Below are 15,305 nucleotides of genomic sequence, written 5' to 3'. Positions count from 1 at the left end.
CCGTCGTGGATCTTCGCTCCACCGTAGTGAATACGCGGGCGGACAGGACACGGCACCCCGTTGACAGGCGGGCCCGGCCGCGACCAGACTTCCAGCATAGTGAAGAAGTCTTCACCATGCGAACAGCTTTGACGAACAACACTGGCGAACAGCTCGTGACTCGACGCGACGAGGAGACCTCATGCACACCACCGTCGGCATCATCGGCGGCGGCCCCTCCGGCCTGCTCCTGGCCCGCCTGCTGCACCGGGCCGGCATCGACAGCGTCGTCCTGGAGAGCCGCGACCGCGCCTACGTCGAACAGCGCCAGCGCGCCGGCATCCTCGAACAGGCCACCGTCGACGCCCTGCGCGCCGCCGGCGCGGGCGCCCGCCTCGACGCCGAGGGCCTCCCGCACGACGGCATCGAGCTCCGCCACGAAGGCCGCGCCACCCGCGTCGACTTCCCCGCCCTCACCGGCGGCCGGCGCGTCTGGGTCTACGCCCAGACCGAGGTCGTCAAGGACCTCGTCGCCCTCCAGCTCGCCGAAGGCGGCCCGCTCCTCTTCGAGGCCGAGGCCGTCGCCGTCGAGGACGCCGACACCGACCGCCCCCGCATCCGCTACACCCACGAGGGCCGCCAGCAGATACTCACCTGCGACTACGTCGTCGGCTGCGACGGCTACCACGGCGTGACCCGCCGCGCCGTCCCCGCAACCGAACAGCGCATCTTCGAGCGCACGTATCCCTACTCCTGGCTCGGCATCCTCGCCGACGCCCCGCCCGTCTACGACGAGCTGATCTACGCCCACTCCGAGCGCGGCTTCGCCCTCGCCAGCATGCGCTCTCCGTCCGTCAGCCGGCTCTACCTCCAGGTCCCCAACGGCACCGACCCGGCCGACTGGCCCGACGAGCGCGTCTGGGACGAACTCGACGCCCGCCTCGCCCTGAGCGCCGACCCCGGCTGGCGCCTCACCCGCGGCACCGTCACCCAGAAGGCCGTGCTGCCGATGCGCAGCTCCGTCACCGAGCCCATGCGCTTCGGCCGGATCCTCCTCGCCGGCGACGCGGCGCACATCGTGCCCCCGACCGGCGCCAAGGGTCTCAACCTCGCCGCCGCCGACGTCATCGTCCTCGCCCGCGCCTTCGCCCACCTGCACAAGACCGGCTCCACCGAGCTCCTCGACGCCTACTCCGACACCTGCCTGCGCCGGGTGTGGCGCGCCGAGCACTTCTCGTACGCCATGACCACCACCCTGCACGCCGACCCGGCCCAGTCGCCCTTCGACACCCGCCTCCAGCAGTCCCAGCTGGACCGCATCGCCACCTCCCCGCACGCGGCCGCCGAACTCGCGGAGAACTACACCGGCTTGCCGCTCGACGTCTGACGGGAGACCACCGGGCGCGGCTGCGCCTCGGGCGACTCCGAGACCAGGACCACCTCCAGCCGGCGCGGCCCGTGCACCCCCTCCACCCGGTCGAGCTCGATGTCGCTCGTCGCCGACGGCCCGGAGATCCAGGTCAGCGGCCGCTCCGGCGCCAGCCGGGGCAGCGCGAGCGGCACCGACGCCACCACCTGCTCCGGCACCCGCACGACACACACGTGCAGATCCGGTACGAGGGTCAGCGCGCGCCGCCCCTGCGCCGGGCCGCCGTCGAGGACGATCGTGCCCGTCTCGGCGACGGCGACGGCGCAACCGGTCACCACCGCGTCCGTCGCGTCCAGCCGGAGGGCCGTCAGCGACCCGTCGTCGGGCCGGAGTCCGACGTCCGCGCCCAGCCCCGACAGCCACTCCGGCGGCAGCCCGGGCGGTACGGCGACACCGCGCGCACCATGCGCCGCGAGCAGCCGGCCGATCAGCTCCGCGAGCCCGTCGGGGCCGGTGCGGTGGACGACGGCGCGGTAGTCGGCGAGGTTCTCGTGCAGCAGGTCGACGAGCGCGGCCGGATCGTCGGGCGCGTGCTGCCGCCGGTAGCGGCGCTCCGGCTCGGGCGCCTCGGGGGCGCCGGCGACGGCGGCCCGGATCCGGGCGAGGACCAGCTCCCTGGAAGACGTCATGAACGGTTCTTCCTCCACCACTCGCGGAACGGCTCCGCCGGCACCTCCGGCAGGTCACGGCTCCCGGTCCAGGCCCCGGCGCCCGGCGGGTTCTTCGGGTGCAGGCCGCGGGTCCGGGCGGCGAGGCGCTCCCCGGCGGCGAGCACGCCCGGCCGGTCGAGCACCCAGCCCGCCGCCCTGACCGCCGCGCGTTCGAGCCGGTGCCCCGGGCCGCCCTGCCCGGCGACCCGCTCGCGCAGGTGCACGAGCACCTCGGGGATGTCGATAGCGACCGGGCACACCTCGTAGCACGCCCCGCACAGCGAGGAGGCGTACGGCAGCGAGGCGTCGATCTCGCTTGCCGTACCGCGCAGCTGGGGCGTGAGGATCGCGCCGATCGGGCCCGGGTAGACGGAGCCGTAGGCATGGCCGCCGGCCCGCTCGTACACCGGGCAGACGTTGAGGCAGGCCGAGCAGCGGATGCAGCGCAGCGCCTGCCGCCCGGTGGCGTCGGCCAGGACGTCGGTGCGGCCGGCGTCGAGCAGCACCAGATGGAAGCTCTCGGGCCCGTCGCCGTCGGTGGTGCCGGTCCACATCGAGGTGTACGGGTTCATCCGCTCGGCCGTCGAGGAGCGGGGGAGGGTCTGCAGGAAGACCTCCAGGTCCCGCCAGGTGGGCACGACCTTCTCGATGCCCACGACCGAGATCAGCGTCTCGGGCAGGGTGAGGCACATCCGCCCGTTGCCCTCGGACTCGACCACGACCAGCGTGCCGGTCTCGGCGACCATGAAGTTGGCGCCGGAGATGCCGACCCTGGCGCGCAGGAACTTCTCGCGGAGGTGGAGCCGGGCGGCTTCGGCGAGTTCGGCGGGTGTGTCGGTGAGGTCGTCCGGGGCCGGGCGGCCCCAACGGGCCATCTCCGAGCGGAAGACATCCCGGATCTCGGCCCGGTTGCGGTGGATCGCCGGGACGAGGATGTGCGAGGGCCGGTCGTCGCCCAACTGGACGATGAGCTCGGCGAGATCGGTCTCGTAGGCGCGGATGCCCTCGGCCGCGAGGGCCTCGTTGAGGCCGATCTCCTGGGTGGCCATCGACTTGACCTTGACGACTTCCGTCTCGCCGGTCGCCTTCACCAGGTCGGCGACGATCCGGTTCGCCTCGTCGGCGTCCGCCGCCCAGTGCACCGTGCCGCCCGCGGCCGTCACCGCCTCCTCCAACTGGAGCAGGTAGCGGTCGAGGTGACGGAGCGTGTGGTCCTTGATCCGCCGCCCCGCCTCCCGCAGCTCCGCCCAGTCGTCGAGCTCGGCGACCGCCCGGGCCCGCTTGTCGCGGATGGTGTGGGTGGCGTGCCGCAGGTTGGCGCGGAGCGTCTCGTCGCGCACCGCGTCGTGCGCGGCCTTCGGAAACGTCGGCATACCGAGGAAGGCCCGCCCGTCGCCCGACCGCAGCCCCTCGTCGAGCGCCGGCGCGCGCCCCTTCTGGCCGCTCATCGCAAGGGCTCCTCTTCCGTGCTCGCCAGGATCTCCGCGAGGTGCACCGGCCGCAGCTCCGGCAGCACCTTCATCCGGCTCATCGTGCCACCCAGGTGCATCAGGCACGAGCTGTCCGCCCCGCACAGCACCTCGGCCCCGGTCGACACGGCGTTGCGGACCTTGTCCGCGCCCATCGCCGCCGACACGTCCGGGTTCTTCACCGCGAACGTGCCGCCGAAGCCGCAGCACTCCTCCGCCCCCGGCAGCTCGACCAGCTCCAGGCCCTTGACGGCTTCGAGCAGCCGGCGCGGCCGGTCGCCGAGCCCGAGGAGCCGCAGCCCGTGGCAGGAGGGGTGGTAGGTGACCCGGTGCGGGAAGTACGCGCCGACGTCGGTCACACCGAGGACGTCGACGAGGAACTCCGTCAGCTCGTGGGTCCTGGGCCCGAGTTCGGCCGCTTCGGGGCCGAACTGCGGGTAGTGGCGGCGGAGCATCGCCGCGCAGGACCCGGACGGGGTGACCACGTACTCGTACCCCGCGAAGGCGCGCACCGTGCGCCGGACCAGGGGAGCCGTCTCGGCGCGGTAGCCGGTGTTGAACTGCGGCTGCCCGCAGCAGGTCTGGGCGGCCGGGAAGTCGACGGTGACACCCAGGCGTTCGAGCAGCCGGACGGTCGCCACCCCCGTCGCCGGGTACAGGGCGTCGTTGACGCAGGTGACGAACAGGGCGACGCGCATGTGCGGGGCCTTCCGGGTCAGGGGCGCGGCCAGGGCCGCCCGTCGAGTCGTTCGATGTCCCGGTTGAAGCGTTCCAGGACGGCGGCGAAGTCCGCCACCTCCTGGGGCGTCCAGTCGGCGAGCACCCGCTCCAGGCCCTGGACGTTGTAGGAGCGGTCGGCGTCCAGGCGCCGCTCGCCCTCCTCGGTGATGCGGAACTTGCGGGCGATGCCGCCGTCCGGGTCGGGAATCCGCTCGACGACCCCGGCCCGCAGCATCGCCGCCGTCTGCCGGTTGAGCGTGGAGGCGTCCAGGCCGAAGGCGTCGCTGAGCTGGCTGATGGACATCGGCCCGTCCATCCGGATGCGGGTGAGCAGGAGGTACGCGCTCCGGTCGAGGTTGCCGGCCGCCCGCGGCCGCGGCGCGTGGAGCAGCGAGTGCCGCGCCAGGAGCATGGTCTCGAACTCGATCAGATGCGTGGGCTTCTCCATCGCCTCAGCATATGCAGCCTGCAGTGATTGTGCATGATGCACATCATGTGTACCTTGCACATCGCCGTCGGTGTGCCACCCGTCGGTACACCGTCCAAGGAGCCCCCATGCCCGCCGCCACACCCGCCACCCGCCCCCAGGACCCCGGCGGCGCCGGCCGAGTCGTGGGCGTCCTCGCCCTCGCGGGCATCGTCGCCGCCCTCATGCAGACCCTCGTCGTCCCCCTCATCGGCGACCTGCCCGCCCTCCTGCACGCCGACGCCTCCGACGCCTCCTGGGTGATCACCGCGACACTGCTCGCCGCCGCCGTCGCCACCCCCGTCGCCGGCCGCCTCGGCGACATGTACGGCAAGCGCCGCCTGCTCCTCGCCTCCACCGCCCCGCTCGTCGCCGGCTCCGCCGTCTGCGCCCTGTCGAGCTCCGTCGCCCCGATGATCGTCGGCCGCGGCCTCCAGGGCCTCGGCATGGGCATCGTGCCGCTCGGCATCAGCCTGCTGCGCGACGTCCTGCCGCCCGAGAAGCTCGGCTCCGCCATCGCCCTCATGAGCGCCTCCATGGGCGTCGGCGGCGCCCTCGGCCTGCCGTTCTCCGCCGCCGTCGCCGAACACGCCAGCTGGCGCGTGCTCTTCTGGGTCGCCGCCGCCCTCAGCCTCCTCGTCGGCGTCCTCGTCCTCGCCCTCGTCCCCGCCGGCCGCGTCACCGGAGCCGTCGGACGCTTCGACGTCCTCGGCGCACTCGGCCTCGGCGGCGGACTCGTCGCCCTGCTCCTCGCCGTCTCCAAGGGCTCCGTCTGGGGCTGGGCAAGCGCCACCACCCTCGGCCTGTTCGCCGCCGCGGTCGTCGTCCTGCTCGCCTGGGGCGCCTGGGAGCTGCGCACCCGCGACCCGCTGGTCGACCTGCGCACCACCGCCCGCCCGCAGGTCCTCATGACCAACGCCGCCTCGGTCCTGGTCGGCTTCGCGATGTACGCGCAGTCCCTCGTCGTCCCGCAGCTGCTCCAGCTGCCCGAGGCGACGGGCTACGGCCTCGGCCGGTCGATGATGGCCATGGGCCTCTGGATGGCCCCCGCCGGTCTGATGATGATGGCCCTCGCCCCGCTCGGCGCGAAGCTCTCCGCCGCCCGCGGCCCCAAGGTCACCCTCACCGTCGGCAGTCTCGTCATCGCCCTCGGCTACGGCTCCTCACCGCTGCTCATGGGCTCCACCTGGGGCCTGCTCGCCGTCACCCTCGTCTGCAACATCGGCGTCGGCCTCGCCTACGGGGCCATGCCGGCCCTCATCATGGGCGCCGTGCCGCAGCACGAGACCGCCTCCGCCAACAGCTTCAACACTCTCATGCGCTCCATCGGCAGCTCCGTCTCGGCCGCCGTCATCGGCGTCGTCCTCGCCCAGCTGACCACCGACCTCGGCGGCCACCGCCTGCCCTCCGAGAACGGCTTCCGGATCGCGCTCCTCATCGGCTGCGGCGTGGCTCTCGCGGCGGCCCTGGTGGCCTCGCTCATCCCCGTACGACCGCTCGCCGCCGTCCCCGCACCGGGCACCGGACAGCCGGCCCCGGCGGCCGAGACGACGGCCTGAGACCCGTCGTTCCTGCTGACCTGGGCGGTCCTGGCGCACATGACCACGGCCTGAGACCGCCGTTCCCGGTGACCCGGCCGGTCCTACGGCACATGCTCGCCGCCGGGCGCGGCGCCATCGTCGTCACCGCCGCCGAGGCCGCCCTGCGCGGCTCGGCGGGCCGGTCGGCGGGCGGTCGGCGGTGTGAGCCGGCCCGCCGCCGCTCACGGCTTGCGGCGCGGCTTCCCGGCGCGACCGCTCTTGGGAGCCGCGCCGCCGGTGCGGCGGCCGCCGCCCTGCTTCTGGCCCTGCTTGGGCTGCTGCCGCTGCTGGGCGGCCTTCGGCTTCGCCGAACGCCCGGACTTCGCGTCCTTGGCGCCCTTGTCCTTCGCCTTGGCCGCCTTCTCGTCGGGGCGCCGGCCGCGCGAGCTGTTCACGGTCCGCCCGCGCACGATCCCGATGAAGTCCTCCACCAGGTCGGTGGTGGCCTCCTCCGGCCAGGACAGCGCCACCTGCGACTGCGGCGTCCCCGTGATCGTCCGGTACGTGAGGTCCTTGCGGTGGTGGAGCCGCGCGAGCGACTGCGGCACGATCAGCAGCCCGATCCCCGCCGCGACCAGCTCGATCGCGTCGGCCGTTGTCGCCGGGCGCTCGAACGCGGGCAGTCCCGGCGGACCGTCCCAGTCCAGCGTGTCGTCCAGCGGATGCAGCACGATCTCGTCGGCGACGTCCTCGACGGTCACCTCGTCCGCCGCCGCCACCACGTGGTCCTTGGGGCACACGACGACGGTCAGCTCCGTGTAGAGCGGGATGGCGCTGAGCTCCGTACGGTCCACGGGCAGGCGCACGAAACCGGCGTCGGCGCCGCGCTCCCGCAGCAGCGCCGCGGCCTCGCCGGGCTGCACCTGCAGCAGCTCCAGCGGCACGTCGGGCAGCCGCTCGTGCCAGATCCGCACCCACTTGCCCGGCGTCACGCCCGGCACGTACGCCAGCCGGAACGACGGGGCGGCCGGGGCCGGAACCGGGGCCGCAGCCGGGGCCGGGGCGGCCGCGGAAGCGGAGGGAGCGGGGGTGGGGGAGGTGTCCGAGCCTGTCACCAGGCCAGATTACCGGCCGTGGTCGGCGGCGGCGCCCCTGACCGATATTCTTGTCGCATGACGCAGCACCAGACCGCCCAGACCATGAAGCCCGCCACCGCGGCGAAGAAGCTGGGTGTGTACCTCGATGCCACCCCCGCCGAGTTCCGCGAGGGTGTCGTCTCCCGTGCGGAGCTCAACGCCCTCCAGACCGATCCGCCGGAGTGGCTGCGCGAGCTGCGCCGCACCGGACCGCACCCCCGCCCGGTCGTGGCGGCCAAGCTCGGTGTCTCCATCTCCGGCCTCGCCCGCGGCGGCGTCACGGAGGCGCTCACCACCGAGCAGATCGAGGCCCTCAAGGCCGAGAACCCCGAGTGGCTCCAGAAGGAGCGCGCCACCCAGGCGGATGTCCGCAAGGAGACCGTCCGCATCAAGGAGATGCACGCCGAGAAGGCGGCGCGGGCGCAGCAGGAGGACTGAGCACGGGGCGGCCCGGCCCTCTCGGACCGGGCCGCCGCGGCCGGCACAGGCCGCCGTCACCGCTGTAAGGCCGCTGCCGCAGGCCCGCCCCGCCGCTATCGCCGTAAGGCCGCTGCCGCAGGCCCGCCGTTGTGTCGCGGTGAGGTCACTGCCAAGGGCCTGCCGTTGTCGCCGTAAGGCCGCTGCCGCAGACCCGCCGTTGTCGCCGTGAGGCCGCTGCCGCAGGCCCGCCGTCGCCCTCGTAATTCGGGTGCGTCGGCTCCGCCCGTAGTGCTGCAATCGCCGGATGTCACGCGAGACCGAGACGCCGGCCGTGCCGGTGACAGACGTGCCCATGACGGTCGACCGCGGGCGGTTCGCCGACGCGGTCACGCCCTGGGAGGAGACCACCTGGCGCGCGGCCGCCCTGGAGTGGGCGGAGCGGGGGCTGGCCCGTTACGGCCTGGCCGAGACCGGACCGCGCGAAGCGCGGATCAGGCCCTGGTCGATCCTGGTCCGCTTCCGCACCGGAGCGGACGCGCGTGACGCGGTCTGGTTCAAGGCGAGCGCGCCGGCCGCCGGCTTCGAGGCGGCGCTCGGGAGCGCGCTCGCCGAGTGGGTGCCCGAGCACGTGATGACGCCGCTCGCGGTCGACGCCGAGCACGGCTGGTCGCTGCTGCCCGACGGCGGCCCGCTGTTCCGGAACGTGCTCGACGCCGGGGATGCCGGGCCGAAGGACTGGCTGGCGGCGGTCGGGCAGTACGCGCGGATGCAGCGCGCCCTGACCCCGTACGCGGACCGGATGACGGCGCTGGGCGTGCCCAGCGCCCGGACCTCCCATCTGCCCGGCATCTTCGACCGGCTCGTCGAGGAGAACCCGACCCTCGCCCCGGAAGCCCGGCGCTCCCTGCGGGCCCGGCGCCCGCGGCTGCTCGACTGGTGCGCGGAGCTCGACGCCCTCGGCATCCCCGACTCGCTCGACCACTGCGACCTGCACGACGGCCAGGTCCTCGCCCCCGCCCCCGGGCGCTTCACCTTCTTCGACTGGGGCGACGCCGGTGTGGCGCACCCCTTCGCCAGCCTCCTCGTCCCGGCGCGTGACGTGCGCGAACGGTACGGACCCGAGGCCGTGGCGGGCGTCCGCGAAGCGTATCTGGAGCCCTGGTCCGACCTCGGCGCGCCGCTGCCCGAGCTCCGGCGCGCCGCGACCCTCGCCGTCCGCCTCGCCGCCATCGGCCGGGCGGTCTCGTGGGGCCGCCTGTTCCCCGGCACCCCGGCCGGGGACTGCCACGAGGCGAGCGCCTACTGGGTCGAGGAGCTCTTCGCCGAGCCCGACCTGCTCTGACTCCCGTCCGGCCGCCGATCGCGCCGGGCGACGAGTTCCCGCCGGGCGACGAGGTGCAGCAGCCGGGCGGTGTGCCGGTACGGCTCCCGTCCGGCGGTCGCGATCTCCAGGTGCTCCAAGCGGGCGTAGTACGCGGGGTCGAACTTCACCGCGTCGTCCGGGATGTAGTCGCAGAACACCCGGATCCCGTAGTGGTGCACCTCGTCGCAGCCGAGCGTGCGGAGCGTCACGGTCAGCTCCTCGGCCGTGTGCAGCCGCAACTCGGTGTCGAACATCCCGGTGTGCACAGTCGGCGCGTCGAGCGCCCGCAGGACCGTGTCGGGATCCATCGTCCGCACCGCCGAACGCAGCGCCTCCGAATGGCGGTTCATGGCGATGACCGACACGAGCCCGCCCGCGCGCAGCGCCCCGAGCGCCACCCCGATCGTCGCCTCCTCGTCCGGCGTGTACGGCAACAGGCCGTGGCAGAGCACCACATCGAACCCGCCGCCCGCCAACTCGACCGGCAGGGAGCCCACATCGGCCTGCACACAGGTGATCCGATCGGCCACGCCCGCCTCGGCGGCGCGCCGTGTCGCGGTCGCCAGCATGGCCGGCGCGTAGTCGACGACGGTCACGTGGTGGCCGCGAACGGCGAGCCGTACCGCATCGCCGCCGTCCCCGCCGCCGAGGTCGAGCACCCGCATTGGCCCGCTGCCCGACTCGGCGAGGTGCGGCGCCAGATCGGCCTCGGCCACGGCGTACCGCAGCCGCCCCCACGGCGCCTCCTGCCAGTCCTGCCACGCGGCGACGCCCTGGTCGAAACTCTGCGAAGCCACCGTTATCCGTCCCCCTTGTCGCCGTGCATGCGGAAATGCCGGTCCAGGTAGTCGATCAGCTCCGGCTCCTTCCCGCGCAGGGCCTCGCGGCGCTCGGCGGGGAGGTCCGCCAGGAGGTCCACGAGCACCCGCCTGCGCGGGATGTGGACCATGTTCCCGGAGTACAGCCGGCACTCCGGGCACCAGGCGAAGCCGACGCACCGCTCGTAGAGGTCGGACTCGGGCGGGTGGAAGCGGTACTGGTACGAACGGATGGGCGTGCGGCAGTCGGCGCAAACCCGCCGCTCCCCGTCGGTGACGCTCTCCAGGCCGTACTTGATCCACCGGTGCCGGTCCTGCGGCCGTCTCTGTATGCGCATGGGGATCATCCTGCCCGCAACCGCTCCGGTACGGAGTCCCGCAGCGCCCCGATCAGCGCCGCGACCGCCGGGTGCGCGCCGGCTCCGCTGCGGAAGGCGATCCGGGTCCTGCGGCGCACCGGCAGCGCCGTCAGGCGCACCCCGGGCGGCGGGTCCGTCGCCCCCAACTCGGGGACGACGGCCACGCCTTGGCCCGCCGCCACGAAGGCGAGGACCGTAGCGAACTCGTCCACCTGGTGCCGTACGCGCGGCACGAACCCGGCCATGCGGCACACCTGCTCGGTCACCGCCCGGCACAGTGTGTCGGGAGGCGCCATGATCCACGGCGCGTCCCGCCAGAGCGCGAGCACCGCCAGACCGCCGGAGCCCTCGGAGACCTCGGAGCTCCCTGAGTCCTCGTAGTCCCCCGACTTCTCGGAGCTCCCCGAGACCTCGGAGCCCCCTGAGTCCTCGTAGTCCCCCGACTCCTCGGAGCTGCTACCCGACTCCTCCGAGCTCCCCGAGTCCTTCGGGTCCTCGGGCGCCGGCGCGGGCGAGGCCAGGAACATCGCCTCCTCGCACAGCGGCTCGGCCGCGAGCCCCGGTTCCAGGGGTGACGGCACCAGGTCGTAGTCGTGGACCAGGGCCACGTCGAGGTCGCCCGCCCGCAGCGCGTGTGCCACCCCCGCCGGATCGGTCTCGGAGACCATCGGCTCCAGGGCCGGATGGCGGGCGGCGAGCAGGACGAGGGTCTCCGGCACGATCGCGCGGGTCGCGGTCGGGAAGGCGCCGATCCGCAGCGGACCGGCCGGCCCGTGCCGGGCCTCGGCGAGTTCGGCCGACGCCTGCTCCAGACGTTCCAGTACGGCCTCCGCGTGCCGTACGAGGTTCTCCCCGGCCGGAGTCAGCCGCACCCCGCGCCCGGAGCGTTCCAGGAGTGCCACCCCGGCCTCCCGTTCCAGGGTGCCGAGCTGCTGCGACACCGCCGAGGGGGTGAACGACAGGGCGTCGGCGACGGCGGCGATGGTGCCGCGCAGGGCCAGTTCGCGCAGCAGGCGCAGACGTCGGACATCGAGCATCAGCTCAGCTTACGCTTCACATCAAAAACACGAACTGGACCTGAGGGGTCGCCAGCCCGCACCCTCGACTGCATGGCACAGGACATCACTCAGGACTTCCTCCCGTACGGGATCCACGTACCGCTCGTCACGCCCTTCGCCCGCGACGGCCGTCCCGACCTCGACGCTCTGGCGGGGCTCGCGCACACGGTCCTCGACGACGGTGCCGCCGGGCTCGTCGCGCTCGGCACGACCGGCGAGGTCGGCGCCCTCGAACCCGAGGAGCGCCGGGCCGTCGTCGACACCTGCGCCCGGGTCTGCCGGGAACGCGACGCACAGCTCGTCGTCGGCGCCGGAAGCGGCGCCACCGCATCCGCCGCCCGCGACCTCGCGGGACTCGCCCGGTGGCCGGAGGTCCGGGCGGCCCTGGTCATCGTCCCGGCCTTCGTGCGCCCCTCGCAGGACGGGGTGATCGCCCACTTCACCCAGCTGGCCGCCGACAGCCCCGTACCGCTGGTCGTCTACCACATCCCGTACCGCACCGGCCGCTCGCTCGACGCCGCCACCCTGCGCGCCCTCGCGGCGGTCCCCGGCGTGATCGGCGTCAAGCACGCCGTCGGCGGCATCGACCAGGACACCGTCGACCTCCTGGGCGAACTGCCGCCCGGATTCGCCGTCCTGGCGGGCGACGACACCTTCGCCTCCCCGCTGCTCGCCCTCGGCGCCGACGGCGGCATCCTCGCCTCGGCGCACCTGGCCACCGACCGCTTCGTCCGGCTCGTCGCGGCCTGGCGCGACGGCGACGCGCCCCGCGCCCGCGCCCTCGGCCACCGCCTCGCCCGCCTCTCGGCCCGGCTGTTCGCCGAGCCCAACCCGGCGGTCGTCAAGGCCGTCCTGCACGCCCAGGGCCGCATCCCCACCCCCGACGTCCGCCTCCCGCTCCTCCCGGCGTCCGAGGCGTCGGTGGCGGCGGCCCTGGCGGAACTGGCCGCGCTCGACGCCGCCGAACTCGCCGTGCCGTCCGCGTAGCGGGAGCCTCTGCCGGGCCGGCCGCGTCAGGCACGCGGAACCGTGACATGTACACAGCGCGTCCTCCTGTGTGCGCCGGGTGAGCGGAACCCCGGCGCACCCACCCCCGAAGCAGGAGGAGCGCCCGGCACGACCCCGCCCCCCGCCCGGAAGAGCGGCGGCTGCCTCGCGGCGCTGCTGATCATCGCCGTCATCCTCGGCCTCGCCTACGGCGCCTCCAAGCTCTTCGACGACAAGAACAAGTCGTCCTCGTCCTCTTCGTCGTCCTCGTCGTCCCGAGACAAGGACGGCTCCTGGAACGTCGGCGACTGCGGCGGCCCCGACCCGGACGACGCCCCTGACGGCTACCGCGCGGTCGACTGCGGCGACTCCGGAGCGACCTTCAAGGCGCTCGCGGTGATGGACGCCGGCATTCTGCCCGACGCCATCCAGTGCCCGGCCGGCACCGACCTCATCATCCAGGTCAAGATCACCTTCGGCTCCGGAGGCGACAAGAGCGGCGGCATCCCCAGCAAGACCGTCTGCGGACGCAACCTCACCGGAACCCACCCGGGCGACGCCGGTGCCGGCGGCGGCCAGCTCGTCAAGGGCGACTGCGTGACCTCCACGGCCCAGGAGGTGCCCTGCGCCCAGGCCGCCGGCAGCGGCTACAAGGTGCTCGACCTGACCAAGGGCGAGAAGGCGTGCCCGTCCGGCACCACCGAGCCCATGCGACTCACGCTCGCCATCGGACGCCCGTACGACGTGATCTGCGCCGCCAAGGCCTGAGCGGCGCCGACGTGTGGGGTGCGGCGGGAGATATCGGGTTGCGGCTCCGCGCGGGCCACCGATAGCGTCCGCCGCGTGACGAGCCCCGAGTCGGACAGAACCGAGCCGCCGGTCACCCGGCGGCGGACCGCGAGCTGAGCCGGAACCACCAGGTCTCCCGGCCGAGTTCCGCTGCGAGTGACCGGACACGCGTTCCGGACCCGCGCGGCGACGGCGCACCCTGCCGCCGCCCGGCCCACGGGTCCTCCCGTCCGCGACCACTCGTCACCGGAGTCGACCCTTGCCCTTCTTCGTCCATGTCCTGGGCCTCGCCGTCTTAGCCCAGGGCACCTCGGAGTTCATGCTGTCCGGGCTCGTGCCCGGCCTCGCCCGCGACCTGTCCGTCTCCCCTTCGGCCGCCGCCGGCCTGACCTCCGCGTACGCGATCGGCATGATCGCCGGCGCCCCCGCGACGGCCGCGCTCGGCGCCCGATGGCGCCACCGTCCCGCCCTCGCGGGCTTCCTGGCCGCCTTCGTCCTCGTCCACGCCGTCGGCGCGCTCACCACGGACTTCACGGTCCTCTTCGCGACCCGCGTCGTGGCCGCGATCGTCAACGCCGGCTTCCTGGCGGTCGCCCTGCCCTTCGCCGCGTCCCTGGCCGGCCCCGCCCGCCAGGCCCGGGCCACCGCCGTCCTGCTCTCCGGCGTCACCCTGTCCTGCGTCGTCGGCGTCCCGGCGGGCGCGGTGCTCGGCGAACGGTACGGATGGCGCTGGGCGTTCTGGGCGGTCGCCGCCCTGTGCCTGCCCGCCCTGGCGTTGGTCTTCCGCTCGGCGCCCGCCGAAAGGGCAGCGGGGCGCGCGCGGAACACCGTCCGGGTACGGGACGACCTGCGGACCCTGCGCTCCCGCCGCCTCCGCACCACCCTCGCCGTCGCCGCCCTGGTCAACGGCGCCACCTTCGCGAGCTTCGCCTTCCTCGCCGTCATCGCCACCGACGTCGCCCAGCTGCCGCCCGCGGCCGTGCCCGGCCTGCTCGCGGCCTTCGGCGCGGGCGCGTTCCTCGGCGTCACCGCCGCGGGCCGTACGGCCGTACGCACGCCTCCCGCGCTCGGCGGGCTGCTCGCCGGCTGGTTTCTGCTCGCCGCGACGGCGGCGCACCCGGTGCCCCTTTTCCTCCTTGCCGCCGTCCAGGGCGCCCTCTCCTTCGGCCTCGGCACGACGCTCGTCAGCCGCGTCCTGAGCCTGGCCACCGACGCGCCGTCGCTCGGCGGCGCGTTCGCCACCGTCGCCCTGAACACCGGCGCCTTCCTCGGCCCGCTCCTCGCCGCCTCCGTGACCGCCCAGGTGTACGGCGACCCGCGCGGCGCCCTGTGGACCAGCGCCGCCCTCGCGGCCACGGCGGCGGCCGTGGACACGCTCACACGGTGTGCGCGCAGGAAGTTGCCGTAGTCGTTGTTGAGGAAGCCCAGCGTCACACGGTGGCCCCGGCCGTGCACCTGCTCCAGCTGTTCGAGCAGGCCGGCCATGGCGGTGCCCAGGTCCTGCTGCAGGGCGCCGCCGCGAATCACGCACTGATCCGCGCACCGGTCAGCCGTGCATCGCCGCCCGGCGGTCCATCGTCGCGACACCCGTGTTCACGAGGGCGACGATCCCGAAGGCGACGGCCCATGCGGGGTGCCCGACGCCGTACAGCGCGGCCACCGCGGCCCCGAAGACCAGCGCCTTCACGGCGAGGACCCCCGGCAGCGGCACCGGGAATCGCGCCTTGGGCGCGGCGAACAGGCCCCACAGGACGGCCGCCGCGGCGGGCGCCGCGACGGCGACGACCAGCCGCAGGGCGACGGGCTCCACGCGCTGCCAGCCCCACCAGGCGAGGCAGCCGAGGGCCGCGAGTTCCAGGAGGAACGCGAGGCCCTCGTTGACCACGTGCAGGGGAGTGGGGAGTCTCATGGGGGTCATTCTGGGCCAGGATCACGCCGAGAGCGCCCGCCGGTCTTCACATGTCGATCGACCTCGATCGATCCGTCAACCGACCCCGACCGGCGGTCGCATGACGTGTCATCAGATCAACAATGGGTAACGGAAAGGGATACGGCGGGCGGAATCCTTCCCTCCAGTAGTGGCGTCCTGGGATCTTGCGTCCACCCCACACCACACAGGGCCCGGCCGGTGCCACCCGCACC

16 protein-coding genes are annotated in these 15,305 nt (G+C 74.0%); 7 read left to right on the top strand and 9 right to left on the bottom strand.

Translation table 11 applies throughout. From position 1 onward, the window contains the following. The first annotated feature begins 181 nt into the window (after positions 1 to 181). The gene (locus ACIRSU_RS01190) at positions 182 to 1,366 is read left to right on the top strand and encodes a 4-hydroxybenzoate 3-monooxygenase (protein ID WP_403787885.1); all 1,185 of its coding nucleotides are present in this window, start codon (positions 182 to 184) and stop codon (positions 1,364 to 1,366) included. On the opposite strand, the gene ACIRSU_RS01185 is transcribed toward ACIRSU_RS01190, so the two are convergent. From ACIRSU_RS01185 to ACIRSU_RS01170, 4 genes are all read right to left on the bottom strand, one after another. After that, on the bottom strand, positions 1,339 to 2,037 hold the full coding sequence (locus ACIRSU_RS01185) for a lactate utilization protein C (RefSeq protein ID WP_403787883.1): 699 nt from the start codon (positions 2,035 to 2,037) through the stop codon (positions 1,339 to 1,341). The two genes, ACIRSU_RS01190 and ACIRSU_RS01185, sit on opposite strands and share 28 nt — an antisense overlap. Continuing rightward, positions 2,034 to 3,431 (bottom strand): lactate utilization protein B, encoded by a 1,398-nt coding sequence (locus ACIRSU_RS01180; RefSeq protein WP_403789366.1) that lies wholly within the window; start codon positions 3,429 to 3,431, stop codon positions 2,034 to 2,036. Before ACIRSU_RS01180 ends, ACIRSU_RS01185 begins: the two co-directional genes overlap by 4 nt. 71 nt (positions 3,432 to 3,502) lie before the next feature. Then, on the bottom strand, positions 3,503 to 4,225 hold the full coding sequence (locus ACIRSU_RS01175) for a (Fe-S)-binding protein (RefSeq protein ID WP_403787881.1): 723 nt from the start codon (positions 4,223 to 4,225) through the stop codon (positions 3,503 to 3,505). A gap of 17 nt (positions 4,226 to 4,242) precedes the next feature. Continuing rightward, positions 4,243 to 4,695: a MarR family winged helix-turn-helix transcriptional regulator gene (locus tag ACIRSU_RS01170; protein WP_403787879.1), complete on the bottom strand. Its 453-nt coding sequence runs from the start codon at positions 4,693 to 4,695 to the stop codon at positions 4,243 to 4,245. A gap of 107 nt (positions 4,696 to 4,802) precedes the next feature. Between ACIRSU_RS01170 and ACIRSU_RS01165 the strand changes: the two genes are divergently transcribed. Continuing rightward, a complete protein-coding gene (locus ACIRSU_RS01165) occupies positions 4,803 to 6,272 on the top strand; it encodes an MFS transporter (protein ID WP_403787876.1) in 1,470 nt (489 codons plus the stop codon). 203 nt (positions 6,273 to 6,475) lie between these two features. On the opposite strand, the gene ACIRSU_RS01160 is transcribed toward ACIRSU_RS01165, so the two are convergent. Beyond that, positions 6,476 to 7,243 carry a LysR family substrate-binding domain-containing protein gene (locus ACIRSU_RS01160; protein ID WP_403789365.1) on the bottom strand — a complete coding sequence of 256 codons (768 nt, stop codon included), beginning with the start codon at positions 7,241 to 7,243 and terminating at the stop codon, positions 6,476 to 6,478. A gap of 162 nt (positions 7,244 to 7,405) precedes the next feature. On the opposite strand from ACIRSU_RS01160, the gene ACIRSU_RS01155 reads away from it, so the two are divergent. Together ACIRSU_RS01155 and ACIRSU_RS01150 are read left to right on the top strand one after the other, a co-directional pair. After that, complete coding sequence (locus ACIRSU_RS01155) at positions 7,406 to 7,807, top strand: DUF5997 family protein (RefSeq protein ID WP_403787873.1); 402 nt, start codon at positions 7,406 to 7,408, stop codon at positions 7,805 to 7,807. A 286-nt stretch (positions 7,808 to 8,093) separates the two neighbouring features. After that, positions 8,094 to 9,131, top strand: coding sequence for a phosphotransferase (locus ACIRSU_RS01150; RefSeq protein WP_403787870.1), 1,038 nt, complete (start codon positions 8,094 to 8,096; stop codon positions 9,129 to 9,131). On the opposite strand, the gene ACIRSU_RS01145 is transcribed toward ACIRSU_RS01150, so the two are convergent. From ACIRSU_RS01145 to ACIRSU_RS01135, 3 genes are read right to left on the bottom strand one after another with little or no spacing between them, the layout of a single operon-like run. Next, the gene (locus tag ACIRSU_RS01145; RefSeq protein WP_403787867.1) at positions 9,089 to 9,949 is read right to left on the bottom strand and encodes a methyltransferase domain-containing protein; all 861 of its coding nucleotides are present in this window, start codon (positions 9,947 to 9,949) and stop codon (positions 9,089 to 9,091) included. The two genes, ACIRSU_RS01150 and ACIRSU_RS01145, sit on opposite strands and share 43 nt — an antisense overlap. A gap of 2 nt (positions 9,950 to 9,951) precedes the next feature. Further along, the gene (locus ACIRSU_RS01140; protein ID WP_403787865.1) at positions 9,952 to 10,308 is read right to left on the bottom strand and encodes a hypothetical protein; all 357 of its coding nucleotides are present in this window, start codon (positions 10,306 to 10,308) and stop codon (positions 9,952 to 9,954) included. Positions 10,309 to 10,313: 5 nt separating this feature from the next. Continuing rightward, entirely contained in the window at positions 10,314 to 11,366 is a 1,053-nt protein-coding gene (locus tag ACIRSU_RS01135; protein ID WP_403787862.1) for a LysR substrate-binding domain-containing protein, read from the bottom strand. Positions 11,367 to 11,438: 72 nt separating this feature from the next. On the opposite strand from ACIRSU_RS01135, the gene ACIRSU_RS01130 reads away from it, so the two are divergent. The 3 genes from ACIRSU_RS01130 (at position 11,439) to ACIRSU_RS01120 (ending at position 14,571) form a co-directional block, all read left to right on the top strand. Continuing rightward, entirely contained in the window at positions 11,439 to 12,374 is a 936-nt protein-coding gene (locus ACIRSU_RS01130; protein WP_403787859.1) for a dihydrodipicolinate synthase family protein, read from the top strand. A gap of 177 nt (positions 12,375 to 12,551) precedes the next feature. After that, positions 12,552 to 13,142, top strand: coding sequence for a hypothetical protein (locus ACIRSU_RS01125; protein ID WP_403789364.1), 591 nt, complete (start codon positions 12,552 to 12,554; stop codon positions 13,140 to 13,142). A 280-nt stretch (positions 13,143 to 13,422) separates the two neighbouring features. After that, complete coding sequence (locus tag ACIRSU_RS01120) at positions 13,423 to 14,571, top strand: Cmx/CmrA family chloramphenicol efflux MFS transporter (RefSeq protein ID WP_403787856.1); 1,149 nt, start codon at positions 13,423 to 13,425, stop codon at positions 14,569 to 14,571. Positions 14,572 to 14,709: 138 nt separating this feature from the next. Here the strand turns inward: ACIRSU_RS01120 and ACIRSU_RS01115 are convergent, their stop codons facing one another. Continuing rightward, positions 14,710 to 15,072 (bottom strand): YrdB family protein, encoded by a 363-nt coding sequence (locus ACIRSU_RS01115; protein ID WP_403787853.1) that lies wholly within the window; start codon positions 15,070 to 15,072, stop codon positions 14,710 to 14,712. Positions 15,073 to 15,305: the final 233 nt, after the last annotated feature.

It is taken from the genome of Streptomyces sp. NPDC101160 (genome assembly GCF_044768205.1).
In the GTDB taxonomy this organism is placed as follows: domain Bacteria; phylum Actinomycetota; class Actinomycetes; order Streptomycetales; family Streptomycetaceae; genus Streptomyces.
Note: the sequence above shows the minus strand (reverse complement) of the source record. Positions and strands in the feature narration are given on the sequence as shown.

Bases quoted from the DNA above. Each gene is read 5' to 3' on its own strand.
- ACIRSU_RS01190 (WP_403787885.1), top strand. From the start codon at position 182: ATGCACACCACCGTCGGCATCATCGGCGGCGGCCCCTCCGGCCTGCTC.
- ACIRSU_RS01185 (WP_403787883.1), bottom strand. From the start codon at position 2,037: ATGACGTCTTCCAGGGAGCTGGTCCTCGCCCGGATCCGGGCCGCCGTC.
- ACIRSU_RS01180 (WP_403789366.1), bottom strand. From the start codon at position 3,431: ATGCCGACGTTTCCGAAGGCCGCGCACGACGCGGTGCGCGACGAGACG.
- ACIRSU_RS01175 (WP_403787881.1), bottom strand. From the start codon at position 4,225: ATGCGCGTCGCCCTGTTCGTCACCTGCGTCAACGACGCCCTGTACCCG.
- ACIRSU_RS01170 (WP_403787879.1), bottom strand. From the start codon at position 4,695: ATGGAGAAGCCCACGCATCTGATCGAGTTCGAGACCATGCTCCTGGCG.
- ACIRSU_RS01165 (WP_403787876.1), top strand. From the start codon at position 4,803: ATGCCCGCCGCCACACCCGCCACCCGCCCCCAGGACCCCGGCGGCGCC.
- ACIRSU_RS01155 (WP_403787873.1), top strand. From the start codon at position 7,406: ATGACGCAGCACCAGACCGCCCAGACCATGAAGCCCGCCACCGCGGCG.
- ACIRSU_RS01150 (WP_403787870.1), top strand. From the start codon at position 8,094: ATGTCACGCGAGACCGAGACGCCGGCCGTGCCGGTGACAGACGTGCCC.
- ACIRSU_RS01140 (WP_403787865.1), bottom strand. From the start codon at position 10,308: ATGCGCATACAGAGACGGCCGCAGGACCGGCACCGGTGGATCAAGTAC.
- ACIRSU_RS01135 (WP_403787862.1), bottom strand. From the start codon at position 11,366: ATGCTCGATGTCCGACGTCTGCGCCTGCTGCGCGAACTGGCCCTGCGC.
- ACIRSU_RS01130 (WP_403787859.1), top strand. From the start codon at position 11,439: ATGGCACAGGACATCACTCAGGACTTCCTCCCGTACGGGATCCACGTA.
- ACIRSU_RS01115 (WP_403787853.1), bottom strand. From the start codon at position 15,072: ATGAGACTCCCCACTCCCCTGCACGTGGTCAACGAGGGCCTCGCGTTC.